This is a genomic window from Allokutzneria sp. NRRL B-24872 (assembly GCF_002155965.1).
Lineage (GTDB): Bacteria > Actinomycetota > Actinomycetes > Mycobacteriales > Pseudonocardiaceae > Allokutzneria.
Window position 1 is genome coordinate 50,519 of record NZ_MUMH01000006.1, and the last position, 25,102, is coordinate 75,620.

Below are 25,102 nucleotides of genomic sequence, written 5' to 3' on the forward strand. Positions count from 1 at the left end.
ACGCTGTCGCGTCGGGGCAAACAGCCACCCATGTCTTGGGGGTGATGGGCGGATGCCCACCGGGCTGTTGGCGCGGCCACTGGCGAAGGAGAAGACGAGCGCTCACACGAGGCGTCAGAAGACTGACCCGGCGGCGCAGGCGTTCAACCTGTCGCTGGCCGCGCGGGGAATTCAGTCAGGAGTGGTGCCGGGCTGCTTGGCAGTCGCGGCGGCCATGCGGTGGAGGGCAGCGGCGCTCAGCGCCTGTCCACGCACGACGAGGTTGTGAGCGGCGGAGAGGTAGCCGCCCACGTTGAAACCACCGGTACCGGGTCCGTCGTGCAGGCACGAGCAGGAACCACCGGGCATCTGCACGGGCGAGGACGGCAGCGGGTACCGCGGCGAATCGTCCTTGCTCGGCTGGGGGCGCTCGGTCTCACCGGCAGCGGGACCGTGGTTGACCACGACCGGCGGCAGGGCGACCGGGCTGTGACCGGCGTCGTTCTTCGCGGGCCCGCCGGTCTTGGGCGGGCCGACCGGGTCGGCCTGGGCCGTCCCGGCGTCCTGGGCGGCGGAGGCGGAGCGGGGCGAGCCCGCGCCGGTCAGCACCTTCTCCAGAACGGCGGAGGGAACGTCGATCAGGTTGTCGTGCTTGGGCTTGAGCAGCCCGGCCAGCCCCTCGACGGCGCCGTGCAGCGGGTCTGCGTCCTCCTGCGCGGCGAGGCTGCGAGCCTTGCTGGGCGCGGAGACGACCTGCTGGACAACGGCGGTCAGGGCGGAGCTGGCGGTGTCCGCGACCGGCTTGGCGGTGGCCTCGATCGAGTCGACGACACCCTCAAGAGGCGCGGACAGCAGCGGAGCTTCAGCGGCGGTGGCGGTGCCGGAGGCGACCAGCCAGCCGGTGGCAGCGGTACCGGCGACCAGGAGCGCACGGGTCAGCAGCCGACGCACTCGGCCACCCCCCGTGTTCGCGCTCTGGTTGCTGGTCACGTTCTGCCTCCGCTGAGTTCAGATCTTGGTGTCGTTGTCGACGAGCTGAACTCTGTCAGGCGCACAACGCCGAAAGCGAGTAGCGCCGCGCTTTATGCCACCATCGGGTTAATGGACGAGTGTGGTCCAGATCACGAGCATTTCCAACGACCCCGAGCAACCCCATTTCGAATTCGCAGGTGATCAACATTGACCGAAGGCGGCATTTCGAAGCCTCGAAGATAAGTTGTCTAGAATAATCTCTCTAGACATATTTCGAGGGTTTCGCTCAGTTCCGCTTCAGCACCCGCGTCGCACCGGCCGCGACCGTGGTCGCGAGCACCCAGCCGAGGGCGACCAGACCACCGGAAACCCACTGCGAGGTGCCCGTGTACGCCCACATGTTGTCCTGGCCGAGGTTGATGATCGGCAGCAGCAGATCGGCCGAGACCAGCCACGGGTTCCACTCCGGGTTCTGCCCGTCGTCCAGCCGGGACATCCGGTGGTCGTCGAACCACAGGCCGCCGGCCAGCCAGAACACCGCGATCCAGATCATCGCCAGCCAGGGCCGGTAGCCGTAGCCGACCGTGCACTCCTGGATCGCGCCCCAGAGCTTGCCCGCAAGGCCCAGCTCCCAGTGCCGCCTGCGCTGCTTCTCCAGCAGCACCCGCACCGCGCGCTCCTCGTGGCCGGAGCGCCGGTAGAAGGTGGCGAACAGGTCGTAGGGGCCGGGCGCGAAGTCCGGGATGACCCGGCGCAGCCACTTCACCCTGGTGCGGACGCTGACCTCGGGCGTCGCGGTGATCGCCTCGAACCGGAAGTCCTCGAGGTCGACGCCGCCCGTTGAGGCCCACAGGAACTCGCCGTCGGTCACCGAGACGGCCGTCGCCCTGGTCAGGATCACGCGCCCGGCGGGCGGCTCGGCGAAGCGCACCACCAGCTGCTGCGCGGAGAGCCCGTAGGCGTTCAGCGCGATCCGCGCCTCCTTGCTGCCCAGCACGGAGCCGGTGAAGCTGGCCATCTTGTGCACCTCGACCAGGCGCACGCGGACGCCGCCGCTGGCCAGGAAGCCGTGCGTGCACAGGAGGTCCTTGCCGACCATGGCGACGCGCGCGTCCAGCGACGGCTTGAGCGAGCCGTCCGGGCGCAGGCGCGGTTTGGTCAGGTGCGCGCCCGTGCAGTCCAGGGTCGAGCCGATGTTGGCGTTCTGCAGCCGGATCGAGCCCGTCGCGCGGATGTGCCGGAGGAACAGGGTGCCGCCGACGTCCAAGCGGTCGGCGAACAGCGAGTCGATACCGGGCCCGTGCAGGTGCGCCCCGGAGAGGCTGGCGCTGCCGCGCACCTTCGCGTCGACGAGCCGGACCTGCCCGTAGGCGCACATCGGACCGTTGCGCTCACCGGCCGCCGCGTCGTCCTCACCGCCGACACCGCGCGCCTCCAGGTCTCCGCCGACCTCGATGCCGTCGGCGATGAACGCGAGCGGGACGCGCTGCACCGGCTTGGTGCCCTGTTCGTCGAGCCCCATGACCGACTCCTCCTCGCCGAGGCAGGAGCCGGAGAGCCGGAGGTAGCCGCCGATCGTCGCGTTCGGCACGCGCACGGAGCCGGAGGCCGTGAAGCCGTTGTCCATCTCCACGTTGCCGTCGACGTGGATGCGGTCGGCGACGAGGGAGGCCGTCGTGTCGGCCATCCCGCGCGGCATCACCAGCACCTGGTGGTCCAGCGCCTGCGGGGTGCGCAGCCGCGCTCCGGAGAACACGGCGTCGCCGCCGATCCGCGCGCCGGCGAACACCACGCGGCCCTCGGTGGTGAACTGCCCGCCGTCGCGGTCGCAGAACAGGTTGCCCGCGACGACGACGCCGGAGGCCTCCAGCGCGTCGCCCTCCGGATTGGCCAGGTAGGCGCCGCCGAGGTGGATGCTGCCGCCGACGTTGGCCCCGCGCAGGCGGACCTCTCCGCTCGCGCGCATGGCCGTCGCCTGCAACGAGCCGGAGATGTTGAGGCGGGCGCCGAGCAGCGCGTGCCCCTGCGGACTGCGCAGCACCGCTCCCGCCAACCGGACCGTGCCCTGCACCGCGCCGTCGGTGAGGTCGAGGCAGCCGTCGCAGGTGAACCCGGCCTCCAGCACCAGATCGCTGTCCACGCGGAGGTTCTTGCCGTTGAGTCCCGGCGTCCGCGATCCCGGCAGCCGCAGGCCCGCCAGCTGCGCCATCCGGACGTCGATCCGGTTGGTGAACACGCAGTTGGCGAGCTCGACGAGGTAGGAGACCTTGACCGACTCCAGGTTCAGCGTGCCGGTGACCCTGGCCCCGGACAGCCGCAGCGCGGGGACACCGGCGATCTTGACCCGGTAGAGGTCGGTGAGCAGCGCGATCAGCACAGCGGCCCTGACCTGGCGATCGGTCTTGCCGGGGAGCGGGAGCGCGAGCCGGTCCCCCGTCCCGAACGCCCGGCACACCTCGCGTTCGGCCTCGGTCAGGTCCGAGGGTTTGACGTACTCGCCCACGTGCTCCTCCGCCCCCTGCTGGTCCTGATCGATCTCACCGGTTCGCGGCGCCGGTGGGAAGGGCGCACGACCAAGCCGTGATGAGCGGACGCGGCGGCGTGATTGGCACTACCGTCTTCACCCGTGAGCGCACCCAGGCAGATTGAACCGACTCCGATCCGTCGGGACGCCGACGAACCGATCCCCTACGGCATCAGGGTGAGTGCCGCGCTGGCGTGGCGGATGCTGGTGATCGCGGGTGCGCTCGTCGTGCTCGGCTACGTCGCCGCGTACTTCGCCACCGTGGTCATCCCGATCGCCGTCGCCCTGCTGCTGTCGGCGCTGATGGGCCCGGCGGTGAAGGCGCTGGTCCGCTGGCGGGTGCCGAAGTGGGCCGCGACGACCGTGGTCCTCGTCGGCGGGCTCGCGCTGGTCATCGGCGTGCTGACGTCCGTGGTGACCGCGTTCATCGAGGGCGTCCCCGACCTCCAGAAGCAGGTGACGCAGAGCCTCGAGACGATCAGGGACTGGCTGATCAACGGGCCGCTGCACCTCAAGCAGGAGGACATCACCGGCTACATCAACCAGGCGATCGAGGCGCTGAAGGCGAACACCTCGGTGATCACCTCGGGCGCGCTGTCCACCGCGGCGACCGTCGGGGAGATCCTGACCGGCTTCCTGCTGGTGCTGTTCACACTGATCTTCTTCCTGCACGACGGCCAGGGCATCTGGCGCGGCCTGCTCAAGGCCGTCCCGACCCGCATCCGGAACCGCGTGGACGTCGCGGGCTCCAAGGGGTTCGACTCGCTGTCCGCCTACGTCAAGGCCACCGTGCTGGTCGCGGTCGTGGACGCCGTCGGCATCGGCATCGGCCTGATCGCGGTCGGCGTCCCGCTCGCGATCCCGCTGGCCGCACTGGTCTTCCTCGGCGCGTTCATCCCGATCGTCGGTGGTCTGCTCGCCGGCACGGTCGCGGTCCTGGTCGCCTTGGTGGCCAACGGCTTCGTGTCCGCGCTGATCGTGCTCGTGATCGTGATCGCGGTGATGCAGCTGGAGAGCCACGTGCTCCAGCCGCTGCTGCTGGGCAAGGCGGTGCAGCTGCACCCGCTCGCCGTCGTGGTGGCCATCGTCGGTGGCTTGGCGCTGGCCGGTCTGGTCGGCGCGCTGCTGTCGGTCCCGGTGCTGGCCGTGATCAGCGCCGCGATCCGTTCGCTGTCCAGTACGCGTGAATCGCCCGTCCTCGCCGAGACGACGGAGCCCGCGACGCCCGACTAGGCCAGGGTGACGAGGTTGCGGCCGGCGTTCTTGGCGCTCAGCAGCGCGGAGTCGGCCGCAACCATCAACGCGTCGATCTCGTGGCCGAAGCGGGCCGACGTGGCGACGCCGATGCTGATCGTCAAGCCGGTCAACAGGTGCGGGTGCCCGTCGGCCGCGGTGGTCGGCACGGCGAGGCGCGAGACCGCGAGCCGGATGCGCTCCGCCTGCCGTTCCGCCGCGACCGGGTCGGTGTTGGGCAGCAGGATGACGAACTCCTCACCGCCGAAGCGCCCCACCAGGTCCCTGCGCGGCACCTCGCTCTGCAACAGCTCGGAGACCGCGGCCAGCGCCGAGTCGCCCGCGAGGTGCCCGACCTCGTCGTTGACCCGCTTGAAGTGGTCGAGGTCCAGCAGCAGCACCGCGGCCGTCGTCTGCCTGGCCCGCGTCCTGATCAGCTCCGCGCGAGCCAGCCGGTTCCAGTGCGTCGCGTTCGTCAGGCCGGTCTTCGGGTCGCGCTGGGCGGAACGCCGCCACTGCGCGAGCTGGGTGGCCCGGCCGAGCATCACCATCGGCGGCACCAGCAGGATCACCGCGAGCGGGTTCGCCATCAGCACCATCGAGCTGAGCACGCCGGTGCACACGGCCACCACGCCGACACCGACGTCCAGCGGCTCACCGAAGACCTGGTTCGGCGGCGCCTGCGGTTTGCGGAGCCAGAAACCGACGCCCACCAGCAGCGCCCGCGTGCTGAGCAGCGTCCCGCCGACCATCAGCGAACCGAACAGGTTGTCCCCGTAGTGGTTCGGGCACGTGCCCGCCACCAGGCACGCGACGAAGGTGGCGACCGTCGTCGCGGATGTGGTGAACAGCCAGCGGTGCGGACCGGGGCGCTGCTCAAGGACTCCTTGCAGCACCGGGCCGATCATCAGCAGCACCACGAGGTTCTTCGGCAGCGTCAGCGCACCCGCCAACAGGTACGAGACGTGCACCGCCCACAGGCTCTGCGGCGACTCGGCGCGGAACGGGTCGCAGGCCGAGGTCATCACCACGACCAGCACGGAAGCTCCCGCGAGCGCGCCGAAGTCGCGGATCTCGTCCTCGGTGGGCAGCGGTCCGCCCAGCGACGTGGTCAGGAAGCCGACAACGGCGGCGGCGTAGACGAGGCACCAGTAGATCAGCGCCGGCTTTCGCAGGCTCAGCAACGGCCAATCGCGCACGCGGTCCTCCCCCGAGGCACATGCGGCAGGATGACCGGAGCCGACAGAGCCGCCTTCGGGAGGGGGACCGCAGTGCCGACGTCCACGCCAGCGGACGAGACCTTGGCATCGACGATGGCCCCGCTGTGGCGCGGAGCGGTGCTGTTCCGGGTCGGCACCCTTGTCTTCGCCACCACGGGAGTTCTCCTTCACCAGAGCGAGTACCAGCGGCAATGGCTGGGATGGCTGGTCCTCGGGGTGATGGCGGGCTGGACCGTCTTCACCGCGTACGCCTACAGCAGGGAGCCCGGGCGCCGAGCCCCGATCGTCGTCGTCGACGTCCTGCTCACACTCGTTCTCATCGGCTTGTCCGCGCTCGTTCTGGATAGGGCATATCTGGAGACGCCGAAGCCGACGATCACCACGGTCTGGGGCGCGAGTTCCGTGGTGGCGGCCGCGGTGCAGGGCGGGCAGTTGAGCGGCCTGCTGGCGGGCGCCGTCAACGCGCTGGTCTCGTTCACAGTGCGGGGATACTTCACCTTCGACATCGCCAGGGACTCGATGCTGCTCGTCGCGGTCGGCTTCGTGATCGGGATGGCGTCGACCACCGCGCGGCGCTCCGCGATGCAGCTGCACCAGGCGCTGCGCGCGCAGGCCGCGACGGCGGAACGCGAACGGCTCGCGCGGTCGATCCACGACGGCGTGCTCCAAGTCCTTGCACGGGTCCGCACGCGCGGCGCGGCGGTCACGGGGGAGACCGCGGAGCTGGCCCAGCTGGCGGGGGAGCAGGAGGTCGCGCTCCGCTCGCTGATCTCGGCGGCTCCGCCGGACTCCAGCGTCGACGGGGAGAGCGACCTCGGCCCGCTGCTCCAGGTCCTGGCGACGCCCAGGGTGCAGGTCTCGACGCCCGCGACGGCGGTGAAGATGCCAACGAGCACCGCGACCGAGCTGGTGGCGATCACGCGCGAAGCGCTGAGCAACGTGGACAAGCACGCCGGGCCGGATGCGCGGGCCTGGGTGCTGTTGGAGGACTTGGGCGAGGACGTGGTGCTCAGCGTGCGGGACGACGGCCCCGGCATCCCGGAGGGGCGGCTCGCCCAGGCGGAGGCCGAGGGCCGGATGGGTGTGTCGCGCTCGATCCGCGGGCGCGTCACCGACCTCGGTGGGAGCCTGGCGCTGCTGACCTCCCCTGGGGACGGGGTCGAGTGGGAGATCAAGGTGCGGCGAGGGGGAACAGGATGACCGAGGCGGAGACAGCCGCGGTGTCGGTGATGGTCGTCGACGACCACCCGATCTGGCGCAACGGAGTGGCGCGGGACCTGGCCGAACGCGGGTTCGAGGTCAGGGCGACCGCCAGCGACGGCGACGCGGCCGTGCGGATCGCGCGCACGGTGCGGCCGGCCGTGGTGCTGATGGACCTGAACATGGGCACGAGCACGGGTGTGGAGGCCACCGGCCGGATCACCACCGAGCTGCCGGGGACCAGGGTGCTCGTGCTCTCGGCCAGCGGCGAGCACACCGACGTGCTGGAGGCGGTGAAGGCGGGCGCTTCCGGCTACCTGCTGAAGTCCGCGTCGGTCGAGGAGCTGGTCGACGCCGTGCGGCGGACCGCGAACGGGGACGCCGTGTTCACCGCCGGGCTGGCCGGGCTGGTGCTGGGCGAGTACCGGCGGATGGCCGCGACCGGGCCCGGCGCCGACCCCGCCACGCCCAGGCTGAGCGAGCGCGAGACCGAGGTGCTGCGCCTGGTCGCCAAGGGCCTGACCGCGCGGCAGATCGCCGACCGCCTGGTGATCTCCCACCGCACGGTCGAGAACCACGTGCAGTCCACGCTGCGCAAGCTCCAGCTGCACAACCGGGTCGAGCTGGCCCGCTACGCGATCGAGCACGGACTGGACGGGGACCCGGATGAGTGACCGCGACCTGCGCGTCTCCGACGCCGAGCGGCAGCACGTGCTCGGTCTGCTGGAACGCGCCGTCGGCCAGGGCAGGCTGTCGCTGTCGGACTTCTCCGAGCGCTCCAACCGCGCGACGGGCGCCGTCGTCCGCGCCGAGCTCAACGCGGTGCTGATGGACATCCCCGGGATGGTGCTCGACACCGCCGCCGCCAAGGGCTCGTTGGAGCTGCGGCACACCGGCTCCACCGTGCAGCGCAGCGGGCGTTGGGTGGTGCCGAGGACGGTGGTGCTGCGCGGGAATCTCGGCTCCAGCCGCCTGGACTTCACCGAGGCGGTGATCGCGGAGCCGATGGTCACCGTTGAGCTGGACAGCACGGCGGGCTCGACCACCCTGGTGCTGCCGCACGGCGCGACGGTGAACATCGACGAGCTCACGCCCGTGATGTCCACCGTGACCGACAAGGTGGGGCCCGGCGATCACCGCGGCACCCCGCACTTCCTGCTGACCGGCACGCTGCGGATGGGCTCGCTGAGCATCCTGCCGCCGCCGAAGAAGAAGCGCGGTCTGCGAAGGTTCTTCAGCTAGTTCTTGGTGGCGCGCAAGGCGAACAGCAACGGGATGCGCGGTTCGCCCTCCGGCAGCCGCCACCACCCGGGCTCGGTCTGCTCCATGTGCGGCCAGCGCGGCCACTGGATCTGCTCGGTCTCGCGCAGCCCTTCGATCCGCAGTCCGGCTCCGGCCAGCGCGGTGACCAGGTCGCCGACCCCGTGCCGCCACTCGTAGGCCCGCGTCGAGCCCGCCAGCGCCGGGCCGTCCGTGTAGGTGTGGGTGGAGTTCTTCTCGATCGCACCCCTGCCGCTGAGGTAGTCGTTGCGCAGCAACAGGTTCGGGCCGTCGTCGCCGTTCTGGCTCGGGCCGAGCGCGTTGAGCAGCGGGTGGAAGTCCACCACGTAGACCAGCCCGCCGGGGTTGAGCAGGTCAGCCACCACGGACGCCCACGCGGGCAGATCGGGCAGGTAGCAGAGCGAGCCCTTCGCCGTGTAGACGACGTCGAAACGCCGTCCTCCCAGGGCTTCCACCGCGTCGTAGACGTTGGCGCGCACGAACTCCACGTCGTCGCCGTCGCGCTGGGCACGAGCTCGGGCCTCGTCGATCGCGGCTCCGGCGAGGTCGAGTCCCACCGCCCTCGCTCCCCGTCGCGCGAACGCCACCACGTCCACGCCCAGGTGGCACTGGAGCGTCAGCACGTCCCGGTCGGCCAGTTCGCCGAGGTCCGCCCACTCCCAGTCCGCGAACCACGTCTCCGGATCGCGTTGGTAGAACCGGCTTTCCGCGTGGATGGGCGTGCGCGCGTCCCAGTTCGCCTCGTTCGCCCGCATCATGCGCTCGGTGCCGCTGTCCACTCCGCGAGCCTAGGTCGCTCCGCGAGGTCGCCAGAGGTTGCTGTGCTTGAAGACCGGCAAACTCCTACAGCGTCAAAGCCCAAGGGCTGCGCGGGCGACCTCCCGGGCCTGAGCGGGGTCCTTCGCGGCGAGCGCGGCACGGGCGGCCTCGCGGCACGCGTCCACCGTCACCCCACCGAGAGTCGAGCCCACGCGCGCCAACGCCGCCGCGTTCATCGACAGGCTGGTCACGCCGAGGCCCACCAGCACGCACCCCAGCGCGGGATCTGCGGCGGCCTCGCCGCACACGCCGACGGGCTTGCCCAGCTCAACGCCCGCCTCGCCGACCAAAGCGATCAAGCGCAGCAGCGCGGGCTGCCAGGGGTCGTTGAGCGAGGCCAGCGCGCCGAGCATGCGGTCGGCGGCGAAGACGTACTGCGCGAGGTCGTTGGTGCCCAGGCTGACGAAGTCGACCTCGGCGAGGATCTCCTTGGCGGACAGGGCAGCCGCCGGGATCTCGATCATCACGCCCGCTCGGGGCAGCCCGGCGGCGCGGACGCGCTCGGCGAACCAGGCGGCTTCCTCGGCCGTCGCGACCATGGGCGCCATCACCGAGACCTCGGCGCCGGAGTCCTCGGCCGCCGCCGCGATCGCTTCGAGCTGGCGGTCGAGCACGCCCTGCTGCTCGCGGCCGATGCGCAGGCCGCGGACGCCGAGCGCGGGGTTGGGCTCGTCCTCCGGCGTCAGGAACGGCAACGGCTTGTCGGCGCCCGCGTCGAGGGTGCGGACGACGACCGGCTTGCCCTGGAACGGCGACAGGACCTTGGCGTAGGCGGCGCGCTGCGCTTCGACGGACGGTTCGGTCGTGGCGGAGAGGTAGCAGAACTCCGTGCGGAACAGCCCGACGCCTTCAGCGCCCGCGGCGACCGACGTGGCGGCGTCCTCGGCGGAACCGACGTTGGCGATGATCTTGACGCGCTGGCCGTCGGAGGTGCGGCCGACGCCGTCCCACTCGGGCTCGGCCTGCACCGCGGCGGCGACGACCTCGACGGGACCGTCGGGGACCTCGACCGAGCCGGTCGCGCCGTCGACGATCAGCCCTTCGGCGTCCAGCGCGAGGACTCCGCGCACGGCGACCACGGCGGGAATGCCGAGCGAGCGGGCGAGGATCGCGGTGTGGCTGGTCGGACCGCCCTCCTCGGTGACGAGCGCGAGCACCTTGGCGGGGTCCAGCCCCGCGGTGTCGGCGGGCGCGAGGTCGCGGGCCACGAGCACGCTCGGACCGGCCAGCTCGGGCACGCCGGGCGGGTCGATGCCGAGCAGTTCGGCGACGATCCGGTCGCGCACGTCGCGGACGTCCTGCGCGCGCTCGGCGAGGTAGCCGCCAGCGGCTTCGAGCGAGGCGGCGAAGACGTTGGCCGCCTCGAAGACGGCGCGCGGGGCGGGCAGGGCGCGCTCGCGCACGAGCTTGGCGGCCTGCTTGGCGAGCGCCGGGTCCGTGGCCATCGCGGCGGTGGTCTCCAGGACCGCGCGGGAGTCGCCCTCGACGGTGGCGGCCTTGGCGGTGAGCCGGTCGGCGACGGCGGCCGCCGCCGGGGCGATGCGGCCCGCCTCGGCCTCGACGTCGGTGGGCGCGGGGACCGCCGACGGCTCACCCAGCGGTTCGGCGACGCGGACGACGGGACCCGAGGCCCGGCCGGGGCTGACACCGACACCTGTGAGCTGCAACGCTGCCATGGTCTAGACCATACCGAACCTCGGACCAGCGTCAATGCCGACATCGGAGCAACTAATCATCACCCCAGGTCACCCGGAAGAGTTACGGAGGGCGACCACCGCGCAGCCCAGCGTCATCGGCAGCCTAGGCTCCGGCGGCATGAGCACCGAAACCCGATCCCGCCGCATCCGCCTGATCGCCGGACTCGTCCTGCTGGCCATGGTGCTGTCGCCGTTGGCCTTCCTGCTGGCCTGAGTGGTTGGCCCGAGCGACTAGAACGGCACCCCGCACCGCAGGACCACGTTCGCGTAGGGACTGGCCTCGCCGGTCCGCACCACCAGCTTCGCGTCGCCGAGCAGCCGCTTGAGCTCCTCGTGCGCGACGCGACGCGCCTCCGGCAGCCGCTGAGCCAGCGCCGCCGCGCAGTGCGGGTTGTCCGCGTCGATCTCCGAGGCGACGACCGCGTCCTCCACCACCAGCTCGGCCAGCAACCCGTCGAGCACCGGGAGGAAGCCCGGCACGCCGAAGGTGAAGGCCAGGTCGACGACCTGCGGTCCGGCCGGGATCGGCAACCCGCAGTCGGCGACGACCACGTGGTCGGTGTGTCCCAGCCGGGCCAGCGCGGCGCTCAGTTCGGCGTGCAGGATTCCCCTGCGCCTCACCCGATCACCTCGTCAGCGCGCGGGTACGAGGGCTGGGCCCCGTGCCGCGTCACCGACGTGGCCGCGACCCGGACCGCGAAGCGCGCGGCTTCGACCAGGTCCTCGCCAGCGGCCAATCGTCCCGCGAGCGCGCCGGTGAACGCATCGCCCGCCCCGGTCGTGTCGACCGGCTTCACCTGCGGCGACGGCACGGTACGCACTCCGGCGCGGTCAGCGATCACGGCTCCCTCGGCACCGATGGTCACCACGACCGAGCACGGCCCGATGTCCAGCAACCGCGTCGCCAGCTCCTCCGCTGAGCCCTCCGCGCCGAGCAGCCAAGCGGCCTCGTGCTCGTTGACCACCAACGGGTCCAGCGCCGCGAGCACGTCGCCCGGAAGCTCCGCGGTCGGCGACAGGTTGAGCACCGGGCGGACGCCCAGCTCCACCGCCGAAGCCACCGCGTGCGCCACCGTGGACAGCGGGATCTCCAATGACAGCACCATGACCGCCGCCTCGGCGAGCACGTCGCTGGCCGCGTCCACATCGGACTCGGCCACTGCGGAGTTCGCGCCGGGGGAGACGACGATCGAGTTCTCGCCGTCCGGGGTCACCATGATGTAGGCGTTGCCGGTGGGCCGGTCGGGCCGCGCCACGTGCGACACGTCCACGCCCGCTCCGCGCAGCGAGCCCAGCAGCAGCTCCCCGTGCTCGTCCTCACCGACCGCGCCGAGGAAGACGACGGGGGCGCCGAGCATGCCCGCCGCCACCGCCTGGTTCGCGCCCTTGCCGCCGGGGGAGACCACGAGGTCGGCGCCCATGACGGTCTCGCCGGGCCCCGGGCGCCGGTTCAGCGCGACCACCAGGTCGGCGTTGGCCGACCCGATGACCACGACCTTCTTCTGCGCGCTCACTTCTTGAACTCGGCCAGGTTCTCCTTGGTGACGACCTTGACCGGCACGTCGACCTTGGCCGTGACCTGCTCGCCCTTTGCCGCCTTCACGGCCTGCTCCACGGCGAGCTTGCCCAGCTCACGCGGCTGCTGCGCGATGGTGGCGGCCATGGTGCCCGCTTCGATCGCGGCGAGGCCGTCCTCGGTGGCGTCGAAACCGACGACCTTGACGTCACGACCGCCGAGCGCCTTGATCGCGCCGAGCGCCATCTCGTCGTTCTGCGCGAACAGGCCCTTCAGCGCGGCCTGCGTCGGCAGCAGGCTGGTGGTGACCTCCAGGCCCTTGCTGCGGTCGAAGTCGGCGGCCTGCTGCGCGGCGACCTTGATGCCCGCGCTGGCCTTGATGCCGTCGGCGAAGCCCTGGCCGCGGTCGCGCGCGGCGGAGGTGCCCGGGGTGCCCTGGAGCACCACGACGTCCCCGGCGCCGCCGATGGCCTTGGCCAGCGCCTCGGCGGCCAGCTTGCCGCCCGCGACGTTGTCGGAGGCGATCTGCGAGGCGATCTTGGCGTTGTTCACCGCGCGGTCGACGGCGACGACCGGGATCTTGGCGTTCTCCGCCGCCTTGGCCGCCGGTGTCGCCTGGTCGGACTCGACGGCGTTGACGATGATCGCCTTCACGCCCTGCGTCGTGAAGGTCTGCACCTGGTTGACCTGGGTGGCCGGGTCGTTCTGCGCGTCCTGGACCACGAGCTTCACGCCGAGGGCCTTCGCCGCTTCCTGGGCGCCGTCGCGCAGCTGCACGAAGAACGGGTTGTTCAGCGTGGAGACCGAGAGCGCCACGGTGATCTCGCCACCGGAGGAGGAGCCGCCAGCGCCGCCTCCGCACGCGGCGGTCAGCGCGAGGGTGGCCACGGCAACGGCCGCGAACGCGGACCGGCGGGTGAGCTTCATCTGGGTTGTCCCTTTCACCTGATCAACTGATGCATCCGCTAGTTGCGGAAGTCCGCGACGTTGTCCTTGGTCACGACCTTGACCGGCACCTCGATCAGCTGCCGGACCTTCTCCTTGCGGATGGTCTTCACCGCCTGCTCCACGGCGAGGCGCCCCAGCTCGCGCGGCTGCTGGGCGATCGTGGCGGCGAGGGTGCCGTTCTGCACGGCGACCAGCGCGTCGGGCGTGCCGTCGAAGCCGACGACCATCACGTCCTTGCCCGCCCGCGAGCCCAACGCCTTCACCGCGCCCAGCGCCATCTCGTCGTTCTCCGCGAAGACGCCCTTGAGCTTGGGCTGCGACTGCGCGAGCGCGGACATCACGTCCATGCCCTTGGCCCGGTCGAACTCCGCGCCCTTCTTGCTGACCACGCGGATGCTGCTGCGCAGAGCCATGCCCTGGGTGAAGCCCTCGTCGCGGTCCCGGCTGGCCGAGGTGCCGGAGATGCCCTGGAGGGTCACCACGTCACCGGGGCCGACGGCCTTGGCCAGCGCCTCGGCGGCGAGCTGCCCGCCCTGCACGTTGTCCGAGGTGATCTCGGAGACGACGGTGCCGTCGATCGAGCGGTCCACCGCGACGAGCGGGATGCGCGCGCCGGCGGCGGCCTTGGCGATCGGCTCGGACTGGTCGGTCTCGACCGCGTTGACCAGGATCGCCTGCACCTTCTGCGTGACGAAGGCCTGCACGTCGTTGATCTGCTTGGTCGCGTCGTTCTGCGCGTCCTGCACGACCAGCTTGACGCCCATCTCCTTGGCGGCCTGCTCCGCGCCGTCCCTGAGCTGGACGAAGAACGGGTTGTTCAGCGTGGACACCGAGAACGCGATGGAGAGGGTCGGCGCACCGCTGTCGCCGGCGGAGCCGGAGTCGCACGCCGTCGTGAAGGCGAGCGCGGTGACGGCCATGACCGCCGTGACGGCGCCGCGACGACGACCGGAGTTCTTCATCGAGAGACTGCCCCTTCTCCTGTGGAGATCACTTGGTGCGGCGGCGGAGCGTGTCGAACAGGACGGCGAGCGCGATCACCACGCCGATGACCACCTGCTGCCAGAACGGCGTGACCTGGAGCTGGTTGAGGCCGTTGCGCAGCACCGCGAGCACCAGCGCGCCGACGAAGGTGCCCGTCGCCCTGCCGACACCGCCGGAGAGCGAGGCCCCGCCGATGACGACCGCGGCGATGGCGTCCAGCTCGTAGCCGACCGCCGCCTGCGGACCGGCTGACGCCAGGCGACCGGCCAGCAGCAGCCCGGCCACCGCGGCGAAGAGCCCGGAGAGGCCGTAGACCACCAGGGTCGACCGGCGCACGTTGATCCCGGAGAGCCGCGCGGCGTCGGCGTTGCCGCCGATCGCGTACATCGTGCGCCCCGCGTAGGTCCTCGTGAGAATGATTCCGGTAAGCCCAAAGACCAGCAGCATCACCAGCAGCGGGACCGGCAGGTAGTCGCCGATCGTGCTGCCGAGCGCGGTGATCTCGTCCGGTGTGGACTTGGGCGTGCCGTCGGAGACGACCAGGGTCAGGCCGCGCGCCACGCTCAGCATCGCCAGGGTCGCGATGAAGGCGGGCAGCCTGCCGTAGCTGACCATCACGCCGTTGACGACACCGGCGGCCAAGCCCGTGGCCAGGCCCGCGACCAGCGCCAACCAGCCGGGCAGGCCCGACTCGGTGAAGGACCAGGCGGCGACCATGCCGGAGAGCGCGGCGACGCTGCCCACCGAGAGGTCGATCCCGCCGGAGACGATCACGAAGGTCTGGCCGAACGCGAGCACCGCGACCACGGCCGCCTGCACGCCGACGTTGAGCAGGTTCTGCGGGGTGAGGAAGGTCGGCGCCATGATCGACAGGGCCACCACGAGCACGACGAGGCCGCCGAGCGCCCCGTTGTCGGAGAGCAGCTTGCCCAGGTCGGGGCGGTTGCGGCCCCGTTCGGCAACGGTCGTCGTCATGTCGCCTGCTCCCGCGTCGTGTCCGTGATCGTTTCCTCGGAGGGCACCGGGCGCGGGGTGTCGCGCTCCGCTTCCTGCCACTCGTCGGAGAAGCCGTCCCTGTGCGACCAGCGCTGCGGCCCTGACTCGGAGACCGCGAGCGCCATCACCGCGTCCTGCGTGGCTTCCTCGGCCGTCAGCTCACCGGCCACCCGGCCAGCCGACATGACCAGCACGCGGTCGCTCATCCCGATCACCTCCGGCAGGTCGCTGGAGATCAGCACCACCGCGTGCCCGGCGTCGGTCAGCTCGTTGACCAGCTCGTAGATCTCGACCTTGGCGCCGACGTCGACCCCGCGCGTCGGCTCGTCCAGCACGAGCACGCGGACGTCGGCCAGCAGCCACTTGCCGATCACGACCTTCTGCTGGTTGCCGCCGGAGAGCTCGCGCACGAGCTGGTCCTGCCCGGCCGTCTTCACGCGGAGCCTGCCCGCCATGGCCGAGGTCCGCACGCGTTGCGCCTTGCGGTCGACGAAGCCGCCCCGCGTCGCCGCGCGCATCGTGACCAGGCCCAGGTTCTCGCCAACGCTGGAGGTCAGCACGAGGCCCTGGCCCTTGCGGTCCTCCGGAACCAGGCCGAGCCCAGCGCGCATCACGGCCTGCACATCACCCGGCTTGAGGCGCGTGCCCGCGACGACGACCTCGCCGGAGTCGTAGCGGTCGACGCCGAAGACCGCCCTGGCCACCTCGGTCCGGCCGGAGCCGACCAGTCCGGCGATCCCGAGCACCTCACCGGCCCTGACCTCGAAGGACACCTCGGTGAACGCGCCGCTCCTGGTCAGTCCGGAGACGCCGAGCAGCACCTCACCGGGCTCCTGCGCACGACGCGGGTACTGCTCGGAGATCGTGCGGCCGACCATCGTCCTGACCATCTCGTCCACGCTCGCGCCCGCGGGCAGCACGCCGACGCTCTCGCCGTCGCGGAGCACGGTGATCCGGTCTGCGATGCGCCGGATCTCGTCGAGGTGGTGGGTGATGAAGACCAGGCCGACGCCCTGTTCGCGCAGCTCGGACATGATCTCCAGCAGCCGGTCGGTCTCGGTCTCGGTGAGCACGGCGGTCGGCTCGTCGAGCACCAGCACCTTGGCGTCGGTGTCCAGCGCCCTGGCGATCTCCACCATCTGCTGCTGGGCGATGCCGAGCCCGCGCACCGGAGTGCTCGGGTCGACGCGCAGGCCGACGCGATCGAGCACTTCGCCCGCGCGGCGGCGGATCTGGGCGCGGTCGACGAAGCCGAAGCGCCTCGGCGTGCGGCCGAGGAAGAGGTTCTCCGCGACGGAGAGGTCGGGCACGAGCGTCAGTTCCTGGTGGATCACGGCGATGCCGAGCTTCGCGGCCTGCTGCGGCGAGCCGAGCCGGACCTCCTCGCCGCCGACCACGATCCGCCCGGCGTCCGGGCTGTGCGCGCCCGCGAGCACCTTGACCAGGGTGGACTTGCCCGCGCCGTTCTCCCCGAGCAGCACGTGCACCTCGCCCGAGCGCAGGTCGAAGTCCACGTCGGACAGGGCCAGCGCGCCGGTGAAGCGCTTGGTGATTCCCTCGGCTCGAAGGAGTTCCGTGCTCACAGCCGCTCTCCACAGGACGCTCGGACGATCAGGCGCGCGTCGAGGTGCACCTCTGCTGGCTGCTCGCCGTTGATCAGCGCGAGCAGGCTCCGCACGGCCGCACCGCCCATCTCCTCGGTGGGCTGGGCGACGACGGTGATCGCGGGCTCGAACAGCGGGAACCACGGCTGGTCGTCGTAGATGGCCAGGCCGACCTCGTCCGGGATGCGCCTGCCCAGCCTGCGCAGCTCCTCCAGCGCGCCGAGCCCCATCAGGTTGTCCATCGCGACCAGCACCGTCGGCGGCTCCGGCCGTCCGAGCAGCCACGACGCGGCGTCCGCCCCGCTGCGACGGCGGAAATCCCCGTGCGTCACGAGGTCCGGCGCGACCGGGTGGCCGAGCGAGCGGAGCGCGTCGTTGAAGGCGTGCAGCCGCTCCCGGCCGGTGCTGGTGTCCTCGGGGCCGGAGATCACGCCGATGCGCCGGTGCCCGAGCTTGACCAGGTGCGCGGCCAGCTCGCGCAGTGCCGCCGCGCCGTCGGCGTTGACGACCGGAGCACCACCGACGTCGATCCGGCGGTCCAGCAGCACCAGCGGCACGTTGCGCGCGCTGACCTCGCTGACCCAGCCGTCGTCGTCGGTCGCGGGGCACACGAGCAGGCCGTCCACCCTGCGGTCGAGCAGCGTGCGCACGTAGCGCTCCTGCTGCTCCACGTTCTCGTCGGCGTTGCCGAAGATCACCACGTAGCCGTGCTTGCGCGCCTCGTCCTCGACCGCGCGGGCGATCTCGGCGAAGAACGGGTTGAGCAGGTCGCTGATGACCAGTCCAAGCGTTTGCGTCGAGTGCACGCGCAGCGATCTGGCCAGCACGTTGGGCCGGTACTCCAGCGCCTCGACCGCGGCGAGCACCCTGGCGCGGGTCTCGGGGGTCGGCGCGGAGTGGCCGTTGAGCACGCGGGAGACGGTGGCGGTGGAGACGCCCGCACGACGTGCGACGTCCTTCATCGTGGCCACCGGTGGCGCTCCTCCCATTGTGATCACGGGCGTTTTCACCGTGACACAAGCCGTGCGTGTATTCGATTACACGACCCGGTTAATCGAATACACAAGAAGGATTCTCAACTGAATCGAAACAGGTGACTTCTGTGTCGGTCACGCGACCTACATCCGGCCCATCGGATGACACCCGGCAGGGGGAACGAGATGACGCGGTCCGGCTCCGTAGCCGACCGCGTCATCCGCGCTCGGCGCTCACCCGATGAGCTGCGCGGTCGTCCTGTGCATCACCAGTCGGCCGGTGGCGGGCGGCACCCGCTTCAGCCACGAGTCCACGTGGGTCTTGGTCGCGATCCGCATGAGCCACGGCAGCGGTCGCTCGATCCCGGGGTTGGCCACCTCGGTGCAGGCCACGAACGCGCGCGCCATGGTCTCCTGGACCAGCCGCTCGGCGTGGTTGATGTCGCCGGCCAGCCGCAGGCAGTACTGGAACAGCTCCGGCCGCAGCGGTTCGAGGCGGTGCAGGAAGTCCCGCTTGGCGCTGCGCACCGTCTGGACCAGCTCCGGCTCCAGCACCACCGAGGCCGCCGCGATGGCGCGCTCGGCGAGTCGGGGCAGGCGGGTGGTGGAACTGGTGGTCTCCAGCGCCTTGGCCGCGGCGGGCACCAGGTCGTCCAGCTCGTCGCGCTCCTGGAGCCCGATCCGCTGCTGCAACCGCCGCAGCGACGCCGGGGCCCACCAGGTGAACTCGCCCTGGAGCTTCACCAGTGCCGGTACCAGCAGCATCCGCACGATGGTGGCGTCCAGCGCCAGCGCGAGGATCATGCCGATGCCGATGAAGCGCATGAGCGCCATGTCGGAGAAGGAGAACGCGCCGGTGACCACGATCAGCAGCACGGCCGCAGCGCTGATCACCTTGCCGGTCTTGCCGAGGCCGATGCTCACGGCCTCCTCGGTGGTCGCGCCGCGCTCGCGGGCCTCGACCATCCGGGACATCAGGAAGACCTCGTAGTCGGTGGAGAGGCCGAACACCACGGCCGCCATCAGCACGACGACGCCGGCTTCGAGCGGTCCGGGCTCCACGCCGAGCAGGTCGGCGCCGTGGCCGTCCTGGAAGACCCAGACCAGCGCGCCGAAGGTGGCGGTGAGGCTGACCGCGCTCATCACCACGGCCTTGATCGGCATCATCACCGAGCCGAAGGCCAGGAACATCAGCACCATGGTCGCGCCGACGACCAGCAGGATCATCCACGGCAGCTGGGCGGCCGTCGCGGCGAGGCTGTCCACCACCTCGGCGGTGCGACCGCCCACCATGACCTCGGTGCCCGCGGGCTCGGAGAGGTTGCGCAGATCGGCGACCGCGGTCTTGGCCTCGGAGCTGAGCGAGCCGCCGGGCAGCTTCGCGGAGATCGTCGCGACGTCACCGGCGGACTGGCCGGGCTTCACCTCGGTGACGCCGGGGACCTTGCCGACCACGTCGATGAACTTCTGCACGGTCTCCGGGGTCGGCGCCTTGCCGTCGTAGCCGCGCAGCACGATCTGCGCGCCGTCCGCGCCGAGCTGCGGGAACTCGCGCATCAGCTGCTCGGCGGACTGGCGGGCGGAGTTCTCCTGCGGCAGCACCTTCTCGGTGACCGCGCCGAAGTTGACGCCGAGGAACGGGGCGCCGAGCACGAAGAGCATGGCCAGGATCGGCGCGGCCACGAAGACCGGGCGCTTCATCACCCAGTCGGCGAGCTTGCGCCAGCCCGGCCACTCGCGGTGCTGCGCGGCGTCCTCACCGCGCCGCCACGGCATGGACAGCGCGTCCACGCGACGGCCGAGCACCGCGAACACGGCGGGCAGCAGGGTCAGCGAGAGCACGGCGGCGATGCCGACCGCCGCCATGCCGCCGTAGCCGACGGACTTGAGGAACGCCTGCGGGAAGAGCAGCAGGCCGCCGAGCGCGATCACCAGCAGGGTGGAGGAGAAGGCGACGGTGCGACCGGCCGTGGCGACGGTGCGCTGCACGGCGTCCTCGGTGGAGCGGCCGCCAGCCAGCTCCTCGCGGAAGCGGCCGACCATGAAGAGGCCGTAGTCGATGGCCAGCCCGAGCCCGAGCAGCGTGGCCACGTTCACCGCGAAGGTGTTCACGTCGCCGAAGACGGTGAGCAGCCGGAGCACACCGAGCGCGCCGAGGATGGTCAGGCCGCCGATGGCCACCGGCAGCGAGGCCGCGACCAGGCCGCCGAAGAAGAGCACGAGCAGCACCAACGTCACCGGCAGCGAGATCAGCTCGGCCCGCACCAGGTCGTTGTGCGAGATCTCGTTGATCTCCTTGCCGAGTGCGAAGTAGCCGGTCACGGTCGTCGCGGCGCCCTCGACCGAGATCATGTCCCTGACCTCGTCGAAGGCGGCCAGCTTCTCGTCCTCGTTGGCTCCGGCGAGGGTGAAGACGGCGACGCCGCGCTGCTTGTCCGGCGTGGCGAACTGCGGGTTCGGCAGCTGCCAGTAGGAGACGACCTTGCTGACCTTGTTCTGCGGCAGCGTGCTCAGCCTGCTGTTGATCCGCTGGCCCAGCTGCGGGTCGTCGACCGACTTGCCCTGCGGCACGGTGTAGATCGCGACGAAGTCGCCGCCGGGCTTGCCCAGTGTCTTCTCGACCGCCTTGGTCGCCTGCACCGCCTCGCTGGTGGGGTCGTCGTAGCCGCCCTGGGACAGCCGGTCGAAGACCCCGCTGCCCCACGCCCCGCCCAGCAGGGCGATCAGCAGCACTGTGCCAACGACGAGCCAGCGTTGGCGGTGAACCATCGATCCCCAAGCAGCGAACACGAGCCCCTCCGGATGGCGGCAGTCCGGCAACCACGACTGTCCGGCGGTCCCGACCACTGAGCAGCGGATCAATCACTCTCAGTAGAAATTCTCGGCGGGCTTACGCCAAACGGTGGAACTCGGCAGAGGCTACTCAGGGGTATCAGCTAACGATAGCGTCACAGAAAGAAGTTCGATGTTGAAATTAGCCTTTTCCAGGTGCAGGCAAACACTTATGGGTGAAGCCATCAACGATCTTGCTTGTCAGGCCACCGGCTGGGGATTCCTGGACGTTTCGACGTCCTCCGGAAGGTCGTCGGACTCCTGGAGGCCGACTCGCTGCTGAAGCCGCCGGAGCGGCCCCGGCGCCCACCACGCCGCGTCACCGAGCAGGCGCATGACGGCGGGGACGAGCAGCATCCGCACGATCGTCGCGTCCAGCACGAGCGCGAGGATCATGCCGACGCCGACGAAGCGCATCATCGCCACGTCGGAGAAGGCGAACGCGCCGGTGACCACGATCAGCAGCACGGCCGCGGCGCTGATCACGCGCCCGGTCTTGGCGATACCGGTGGCCACGGCCTCCACGTTGTTCGCGCCCTTGGCCTTCGCCTCGACCATCCTCGACATGAGGAAGACCTCGTAGTCGGTGGACAGGCCGAACACCACGGCCGCCATCAGCACCACGATCCCGGCCTCGAGCGGTCCCGGCGTCACCCCGATCAGGTCGGCGAGGTGACCGTCCTGGAAGACCCACACCAGCACGCCGAAGGTCGCCGACAGGCTCAGCGCGCTCATCACCACGGCCTTGACCGGCAACAACACCGAGCCGAACGCCAGGAACATCAGCAGCAGCGTCGCGCCGATCACCACGACGGCCATCAGCGGCAGCTGCGCGATGATCGCGTCCAGCGAGTCGGTCACCTGCGCGGTGATCCCGCCGACGAGCAGGTCGGTGTTCGGCGGCGGCGAGACCGCGCGGATGGCAACGACCGCGTCCTTGGCGGCGGTGCCCATCGCATCGCCCGGCAGCTTCGCGCTCAGCGTGACGACGTCCTTGCCCGCACCGGTCACCTGGACCGCGCTGACGCCCGGCACGTTGTCCACCGACGCGGCAAAGCTGGCGACCGCGCGCTGGTCCGGCGCCGAGCCGTCGCGGCTCTTGAGCACCAGCTGCGCGCCGTCGTTGGCCAGGCCGGGGAAGTTGGTGTTCAGCGTCTCGGTGGCCTGGCGGGTGGCGTTGGAGGCGGGCAGCACCTTCTCGGTGACCGCGCCGAAGCTCGCGCCGAGGAACGGGGCGCCGAGCAGCAGCAGGCCCGCGACGATCGGCACCGCGACCAGGGCCGGGCGGCGCATCACGCCGGTGGCCAGCCGGTGCCAGCCACGACCCTCCTCGGCGGCGGCGCGCTTCTGCCTGCGCCACGGCAGGCCGAGCGAGTCGATCTTCTTGCCGAGCATGCCCAGCAGCGCGGGCAGCAGCGTCAGCGACACCAGCGCCGCGATGCCGACCGCCGCCATGCCGCCGTAGGCGACCGACTTGAGGAAGCCCTGCGGGAACAGCAGGAGCCCGGCCAGCGCGATGACCAGCAGCGTCGCCGAGAACGCGACCGTGCGGCCCGCCGTTGCCACCGTGCGGCGCACGGCGTCGGGGGTCGAGCGGCCCGAGGCGATCTCCTCGCGGAAGCGCCCGACCATGAACAACCCGTAGTCGATCGCGAGCCCGAGTCCGAGCAGCGAGGCCACGTTCACCGCGAACGTGCTGACCTCGGCGAAGGAGGAGATGATCCGGATGACGCCGAGCGAGCCGAGGATCGCCAGACCGCCGACCGCCACCGGCAGCGAGGCCGCGACCAGGCCGCCGAAGATCACCACGAGCAGGATCAGGGTGAGCGGGACCGACACCAGCTCGGCCTTGATCAGGTCGGTCTGGGTGGTCTCGTTGATCGCCGCGGCCATCGGCACGAAACCGGCGATCTCCGTGCGCGCGCCGTCCACCTGGAGCGCATCCCGCAGCTCCGGGTACTGGCTGATCTTCTCGTTCTCGTCCGTGGACTTCAGGGTCACCACCGCGACCCCGCGCTTCTTCTCCGCGTCGGCGAACTGCGGTGCCTTGGTGTCCCAGTAGGACAGCACGCGCTCGACCTTGTCGGAGGGCAGCGCGCGCAGCCGCTCGGTGACCTTCGTGGCGAACGCCGCGTCGTCGACGGTGCCGCTCGGCGCGGTGTAGACGACGGCGAAGTCGCCGCCCTGGCGCCCGAGCGCTTCCTTGGCGGTGGTCGTCGCCCGCGCCGCCTCGCTGCCCGGGTCCTCGTAGCCGCCCTGCGAGAGCTGGCCGAAGACCCCTGCGCCCCAGGCCCCGCCGACGACGGTGAACAGCACGATCGCGATCGCCACCAGCCAGCGGCGGCGGTGGACGAGGGAACCCCACGAGACGAACACGATCGAGCCTCCGGCGACTGGTAGTCCGGTGACCGCTGCGGCTACCGTGCGAGAGCCGGTGCAGTCAGTAAACGGTGTTCACCACCGTTCGTGACCGTACGCGACGGTGAACACCGTTTACAACCCGATGGGGTGAGGTATGACCGAGAGCACTCGGCGCGAGAAACTGCGGGCCGACACGGAGCGCGAGATCCTGGCCTGCGCCCGCCGACTGCTCGTCGAGGACGGCAGCCACGCCGTGACGCTGCGCGCCATCGCCCGCGAGCTCGGCATCACCGCCCCCGCGCTGTACCGCTACTACGACTCGCGCGCCGACCTGCTGCGCCACGTCTGCGACGACATCTCCGCCGACCTGGCCGCCACGCTCACCCCGCAGATCGCCGCCGTTCCCCTCGACCAGCCCGCTGAGCGCGTGTTCACCGTCTGCCGCGCCTTCCGCCGCTGGGCGCTCGCGCACCCGAGGGAGTTCACGCTCGTCTTCGCCACCAGCCCGGAGGAGACCAACACTCCGGTCAACCGCCCTGCCCAGGACCACTTCGGCCGGGTGTTCCTGGAGATCGCCGGGCAGCTGCTGTCCGAGCACAAGATCTTCCTGTCGGACTCGCTCGACGTGCCCGATGCCCTGCGCGCCGAGCTGGCCGCCTACCGCGACGACGTCAGCGCGAGCCTGGCCGCGACCGGCATCCGCGTGCCGGAGGAGAAGCTCCAGCTGGGCACCATCTACCTGATGCTCCAGTGGTGGGCGCGGTTGTACGGCCACGTGGCGCTGGAGGTCTTCGGCCGCTTCCCGTTCGCCGTGCCCGACGCCGAGCCGCTCTTCGAGTCCATGCTCACCGAGCTGGCCTCCGTCGTCGGCTTCTCCTGATCACACTGACATGGAGATGTTGTCAGCTATCCAACCTTGTTCACAGAGATGACGCCAGGCAATCCGCACATGTCGGCTAGTGAAAAGGCGTGCAGGAGCATCCCATTTTTGGATGATCTCGTATGCACCTTCAGCACTGGAAGCAAGCTTACACTCGCTCAAGAAAAGCACCGTAGCAAGGAGCTCAAGTTCGTAGGTGTTCTCCCAGCCAACCAGCAGCTTCAGAACATCATCGATCACTTCTTGCTGCCTAAACAGGCGCTCGCCGTCCGCCTGCTTGATCGCATCCGGAAGCAGGCGTACTGGGCGCAGCTCCATGACCTTATCGGTTGCATCACCGAACCCGATCAGGAAATGCCCTTCCCATGACCGAAGCTCCCTCTCAAGGCCATGCGAGTAAGGGCCGTAGCGCCCCCTCTCGAAATCCCAGTAACGATCATCAGATCGGACTTGGGCGAAGTAGACCAGCTTCTGCATCTCCAGGCGCGCCAAGCTGTCAGCTTGGAATGCTACGCGGAATGATTCCGACCTACGTACGAACTCGGCGAAGAGAACTATCACTCCCGCACGACGACTAGTCATACTTGGCCGGAGGCTGCGGTTGGGCATGTCTTCCGGAGCGGGAGCGCCTGCTGGCGGATATATGACAACGTCTACCGACTCCAACGGAGCCAGGTGTTTAAGCAGAATTGGCAAAACTACAAACCAGTCAAGGCCACCATTACCGCACCCGAGAGGCGCTACAGCAACGGATCGAATCCCTTGCCTTTCAATTGACTCCGCAAGTGCGGCAGCCCCTGCTTCCACGTCATCCAGCCTGCTCGGCTGGCGCCAGTGACGTTTTGTTGGAACATTGAGAATCCATCGAGGTTTCTCGCCAGCACCTCGATCGATCGTCTGCACTCGACCAGGTTGTATCTCTCCTGTGGCGCACGCGTTCTCGTAGGGTTCGACAATCTCAGGGAATGCCCGCTTGAACTGCAGGGCAAGCCCCTTACCCATCACGCCAACGCAGTTGACCGGATTCACCACGGCTTCGACGTCAGCGCGTAGCAGGTTCCCGAAGGCGAATCTGATCATCG

Annotated in this window: 20 protein-coding genes; 5 read left to right on the forward strand and 15 right to left on the reverse strand. The window is 70.4% G+C overall.

Features of this window, described 5'->3' with window-relative positions; translation table 11 throughout:
* Window positions 1-171: 171 nt before the first annotated feature.
* Window positions 172-930: a hypothetical protein gene (locus CCN37_RS01010; RefSeq protein WP_168200472.1), complete on the reverse strand. Its 759-nt coding sequence runs from the start codon at window positions 928-930 to the stop codon at window positions 172-174.
* A gap of 307 nt (window positions 931-1,237) precedes the next feature.
* Window positions 1,238-3,454, reverse strand: a complete 2,217-nt coding sequence (locus CCN37_RS01015; RefSeq protein WP_086818685.1) for a hypothetical protein — start codon at window positions 3,452-3,454, stop codon at window positions 1,238-1,240.
* Window positions 3,455-3,577: 123 nt separating this feature from the next.
* Here CCN37_RS01015 and CCN37_RS01020 point away from each other — a divergent pair, with 123 nt between their 5' ends.
* On the forward strand, window positions 3,578-4,708 hold the full coding sequence (locus tag CCN37_RS01020) for an AI-2E family transporter (RefSeq protein ID WP_246842744.1): 1,131 nt from the start codon (window positions 3,578-3,580) through the stop codon (window positions 4,706-4,708).
* Here the strand turns inward: CCN37_RS01020 and CCN37_RS01025 are convergent.
* The gene (locus CCN37_RS01025; protein WP_086818686.1) at window positions 4,705-5,907 is read right to left on the reverse strand and encodes a GGDEF domain-containing protein; all 1,203 of its coding nucleotides are present in this window, start codon (window positions 5,905-5,907) and stop codon (window positions 4,705-4,707) included. The two genes, CCN37_RS01020 and CCN37_RS01025, sit on opposite strands and share 4 nt — an antisense overlap.
* 114 nt (window positions 5,908-6,021) lie before the next feature.
* Here CCN37_RS01025 and macS point away from each other — a divergent pair, with 114 nt between their 5' ends.
* Genes macS through CCN37_RS01040 form a run of 3 tightly spaced genes read left to right on the forward strand, consistent with a single transcriptional unit; the run spans window position 6,022 to window position 8,370 of the window.
* Entirely contained in the window at window positions 6,022-7,128 is a 1,107-nt protein-coding gene (macS, locus tag CCN37_RS01030) for a MacS family sensor histidine kinase (RefSeq protein ID WP_086818687.1), read from the forward strand.
* Window positions 7,125-7,802: a response regulator transcription factor gene (locus CCN37_RS01035; protein ID WP_086818688.1), complete on the forward strand. Its 678-nt coding sequence runs from the start codon at window positions 7,125-7,127 to the stop codon at window positions 7,800-7,802. Before macS ends, CCN37_RS01035 begins: the two co-directional genes overlap by 4 nt.
* On the forward strand, window positions 7,795-8,370 hold the full coding sequence (locus CCN37_RS01040; protein ID WP_086818689.1) for a DUF1707 domain-containing protein: 576 nt from the start codon (window positions 7,795-7,797) through the stop codon (window positions 8,368-8,370). Before CCN37_RS01035 ends, CCN37_RS01040 begins: the two co-directional genes overlap by 8 nt.
* Here CCN37_RS01040 and CCN37_RS01045 read toward each other — a convergent pair.
* From CCN37_RS01045 to CCN37_RS01100, 11 genes are all read right to left on the reverse strand, one after another.
* The gene (locus tag CCN37_RS01045; protein WP_246842745.1) at window positions 8,367-9,188 is read right to left on the reverse strand and encodes a bifunctional 2-polyprenyl-6-hydroxyphenol methylase/3-demethylubiquinol 3-O-methyltransferase UbiG; all 822 of its coding nucleotides are present in this window, start codon (window positions 9,186-9,188) and stop codon (window positions 8,367-8,369) included. The genes CCN37_RS01040 and CCN37_RS01045 overlap by 4 nt on opposite strands.
* A 72-nt stretch (window positions 9,189-9,260) precedes the next feature.
* On the reverse strand, window positions 9,261-10,904 hold the full coding sequence (ptsP, locus tag CCN37_RS01050) for a phosphoenolpyruvate--protein phosphotransferase (protein ID WP_086818690.1): 1,644 nt from the start codon (window positions 10,902-10,904) through the stop codon (window positions 9,261-9,263).
* A 252-nt stretch (window positions 10,905-11,156) separates the two neighbouring features.
* Window positions 11,157-11,546, reverse strand: a complete 390-nt coding sequence (gene rbsD / locus CCN37_RS01060) for a D-ribose pyranase (RefSeq protein WP_086818692.1) — start codon at window positions 11,544-11,546, stop codon at window positions 11,157-11,159.
* Window positions 11,543-12,439 carry a ribokinase gene (locus tag CCN37_RS01065; protein WP_246842746.1) on the reverse strand — a complete coding sequence of 299 codons (897 nt, stop codon included), beginning with the start codon at window positions 12,437-12,439 and terminating at the stop codon, window positions 11,543-11,545. The genes rbsD and CCN37_RS01065 overlap by 4 nt, the downstream gene beginning before the upstream one ends.
* Entirely contained in the window at window positions 12,436-13,368 is a 933-nt protein-coding gene (locus CCN37_RS01070; protein ID WP_086818693.1) for a substrate-binding domain-containing protein, read from the reverse strand. Before CCN37_RS01070 ends, CCN37_RS01065 begins: the two co-directional genes overlap by 4 nt.
* 38 nt (window positions 13,369-13,406) lie before the next feature.
* Window positions 13,407-14,351 (reverse strand): substrate-binding domain-containing protein, encoded by a 945-nt coding sequence (locus CCN37_RS01075; protein WP_086818694.1) that lies wholly within the window; start codon window positions 14,349-14,351, stop codon window positions 13,407-13,409.
* Between the two features lie 28 nt (window positions 14,352-14,379).
* Complete coding sequence (locus CCN37_RS01080; RefSeq protein ID WP_086818695.1) at window positions 14,380-15,348, reverse strand: ABC transporter permease; 969 nt, start codon at window positions 15,346-15,348, stop codon at window positions 14,380-14,382.
* Window positions 15,345-16,952, reverse strand: coding sequence for a sugar ABC transporter ATP-binding protein (locus tag CCN37_RS01085; protein WP_086818696.1), 1,608 nt, complete (start codon window positions 16,950-16,952; stop codon window positions 15,345-15,347). The genes CCN37_RS01080 and CCN37_RS01085 overlap by 4 nt, the downstream gene beginning before the upstream one ends.
* A complete protein-coding gene (locus CCN37_RS01090) occupies window positions 16,949-17,935 on the reverse strand; it encodes a LacI family DNA-binding transcriptional regulator (RefSeq protein WP_246842752.1) in 987 nt (328 codons plus the stop codon). Before CCN37_RS01090 ends, CCN37_RS01085 begins: the two co-directional genes overlap by 4 nt.
* A 246-nt stretch (window positions 17,936-18,181) precedes the next feature.
* Window positions 18,182-20,716: an MMPL family transporter gene (locus CCN37_RS01095; RefSeq protein WP_086818698.1), complete on the reverse strand. Its 2,535-nt coding sequence runs from the start codon at window positions 20,714-20,716 to the stop codon at window positions 18,182-18,184.
* Between the two features lie 264 nt (window positions 20,717-20,980).
* Window positions 20,981-23,155, reverse strand: coding sequence for an MMPL family transporter (locus CCN37_RS01100; protein WP_086818699.1), 2,175 nt, complete (start codon window positions 23,153-23,155; stop codon window positions 20,981-20,983).
* A 139-nt stretch (window positions 23,156-23,294) separates the two neighbouring features.
* Between CCN37_RS01100 and CCN37_RS01105 the strand changes: the two genes are divergently transcribed.
* Window positions 23,295-24,020 (forward strand): TetR/AcrR family transcriptional regulator, encoded by a 726-nt coding sequence (locus tag CCN37_RS01105; protein WP_086818700.1) that lies wholly within the window; start codon window positions 23,295-23,297, stop codon window positions 24,018-24,020.
* Here the strand turns inward: CCN37_RS01105 and CCN37_RS01110 are convergent, their stop codons facing one another.
* A complete protein-coding gene (locus tag CCN37_RS01110) occupies window positions 24,021-25,100 on the reverse strand; it encodes a macro domain-containing protein (RefSeq protein ID WP_086818701.1) in 1,080 nt (359 codons plus the stop codon).
* Between the last annotated feature and the right edge of the window lie 2 nt (window positions 25,101-25,102).

What these genes read in the sequence shown, in the direction of transcription:
- macS (WP_086818687.1), top strand. Translation starts at nt 6,022, where the DNA reads ATGGCCCCGCTGTGGCGCGGAGCGGTGCTGTTCCGGGTCGGCACCCTT.
- CCN37_RS01035 (WP_086818688.1), top strand. Translation starts at nt 7,125, where the DNA reads ATGACCGAGGCGGAGACAGCCGCGGTGTCGGTGATGGTCGTCGACGAC.
- CCN37_RS01040 (WP_086818689.1), top strand. Translation starts at nt 7,795, where the DNA reads ATGAGTGACCGCGACCTGCGCGTCTCCGACGCCGAGCGGCAGCACGTG.
- ptsP (WP_086818690.1), bottom strand. Translation starts at nt 10,904, where the DNA reads ATGGCAGCGTTGCAGCTCACAGGTGTCGGTGTCAGCCCCGGCCGGGCC.
- CCN37_RS01070 (WP_086818693.1), bottom strand. Translation starts at nt 13,368, where the DNA reads ATGAAGCTCACCCGCCGGTCCGCGTTCGCGGCCGTTGCCGTGGCCACC.
- CCN37_RS01075 (WP_086818694.1), bottom strand. Translation starts at nt 14,351, where the DNA reads ATGAAGAACTCCGGTCGTCGTCGCGGCGCCGTCACGGCGGTCATGGCC.
- CCN37_RS01080 (WP_086818695.1), bottom strand. Translation starts at nt 15,348, where the DNA reads ATGACGACGACCGTTGCCGAACGGGGCCGCAACCGCCCCGACCTGGGC.
- CCN37_RS01090 (WP_246842752.1), bottom strand. Translation starts at nt 17,935, where the DNA reads ATGAAGGACGTCGCACGTCGTGCGGGCGTCTCCACCGCCACCGTCTCC.
- CCN37_RS01095 (WP_086818698.1), bottom strand. Translation starts at nt 20,716, where the DNA reads ATGGTTCACCGCCAACGCTGGCTCGTCGTTGGCACAGTGCTGCTGATC.
- CCN37_RS01105 (WP_086818700.1), top strand. Translation starts at nt 23,295, where the DNA reads ATGACCGAGAGCACTCGGCGCGAGAAACTGCGGGCCGACACGGAGCGC.
- CCN37_RS01110 (WP_086818701.1), bottom strand. Translation starts at nt 25,100, where the DNA reads ATGATCAGATTCGCCTTCGGGAACCTGCTACGCGCTGACGTCGAAGCC.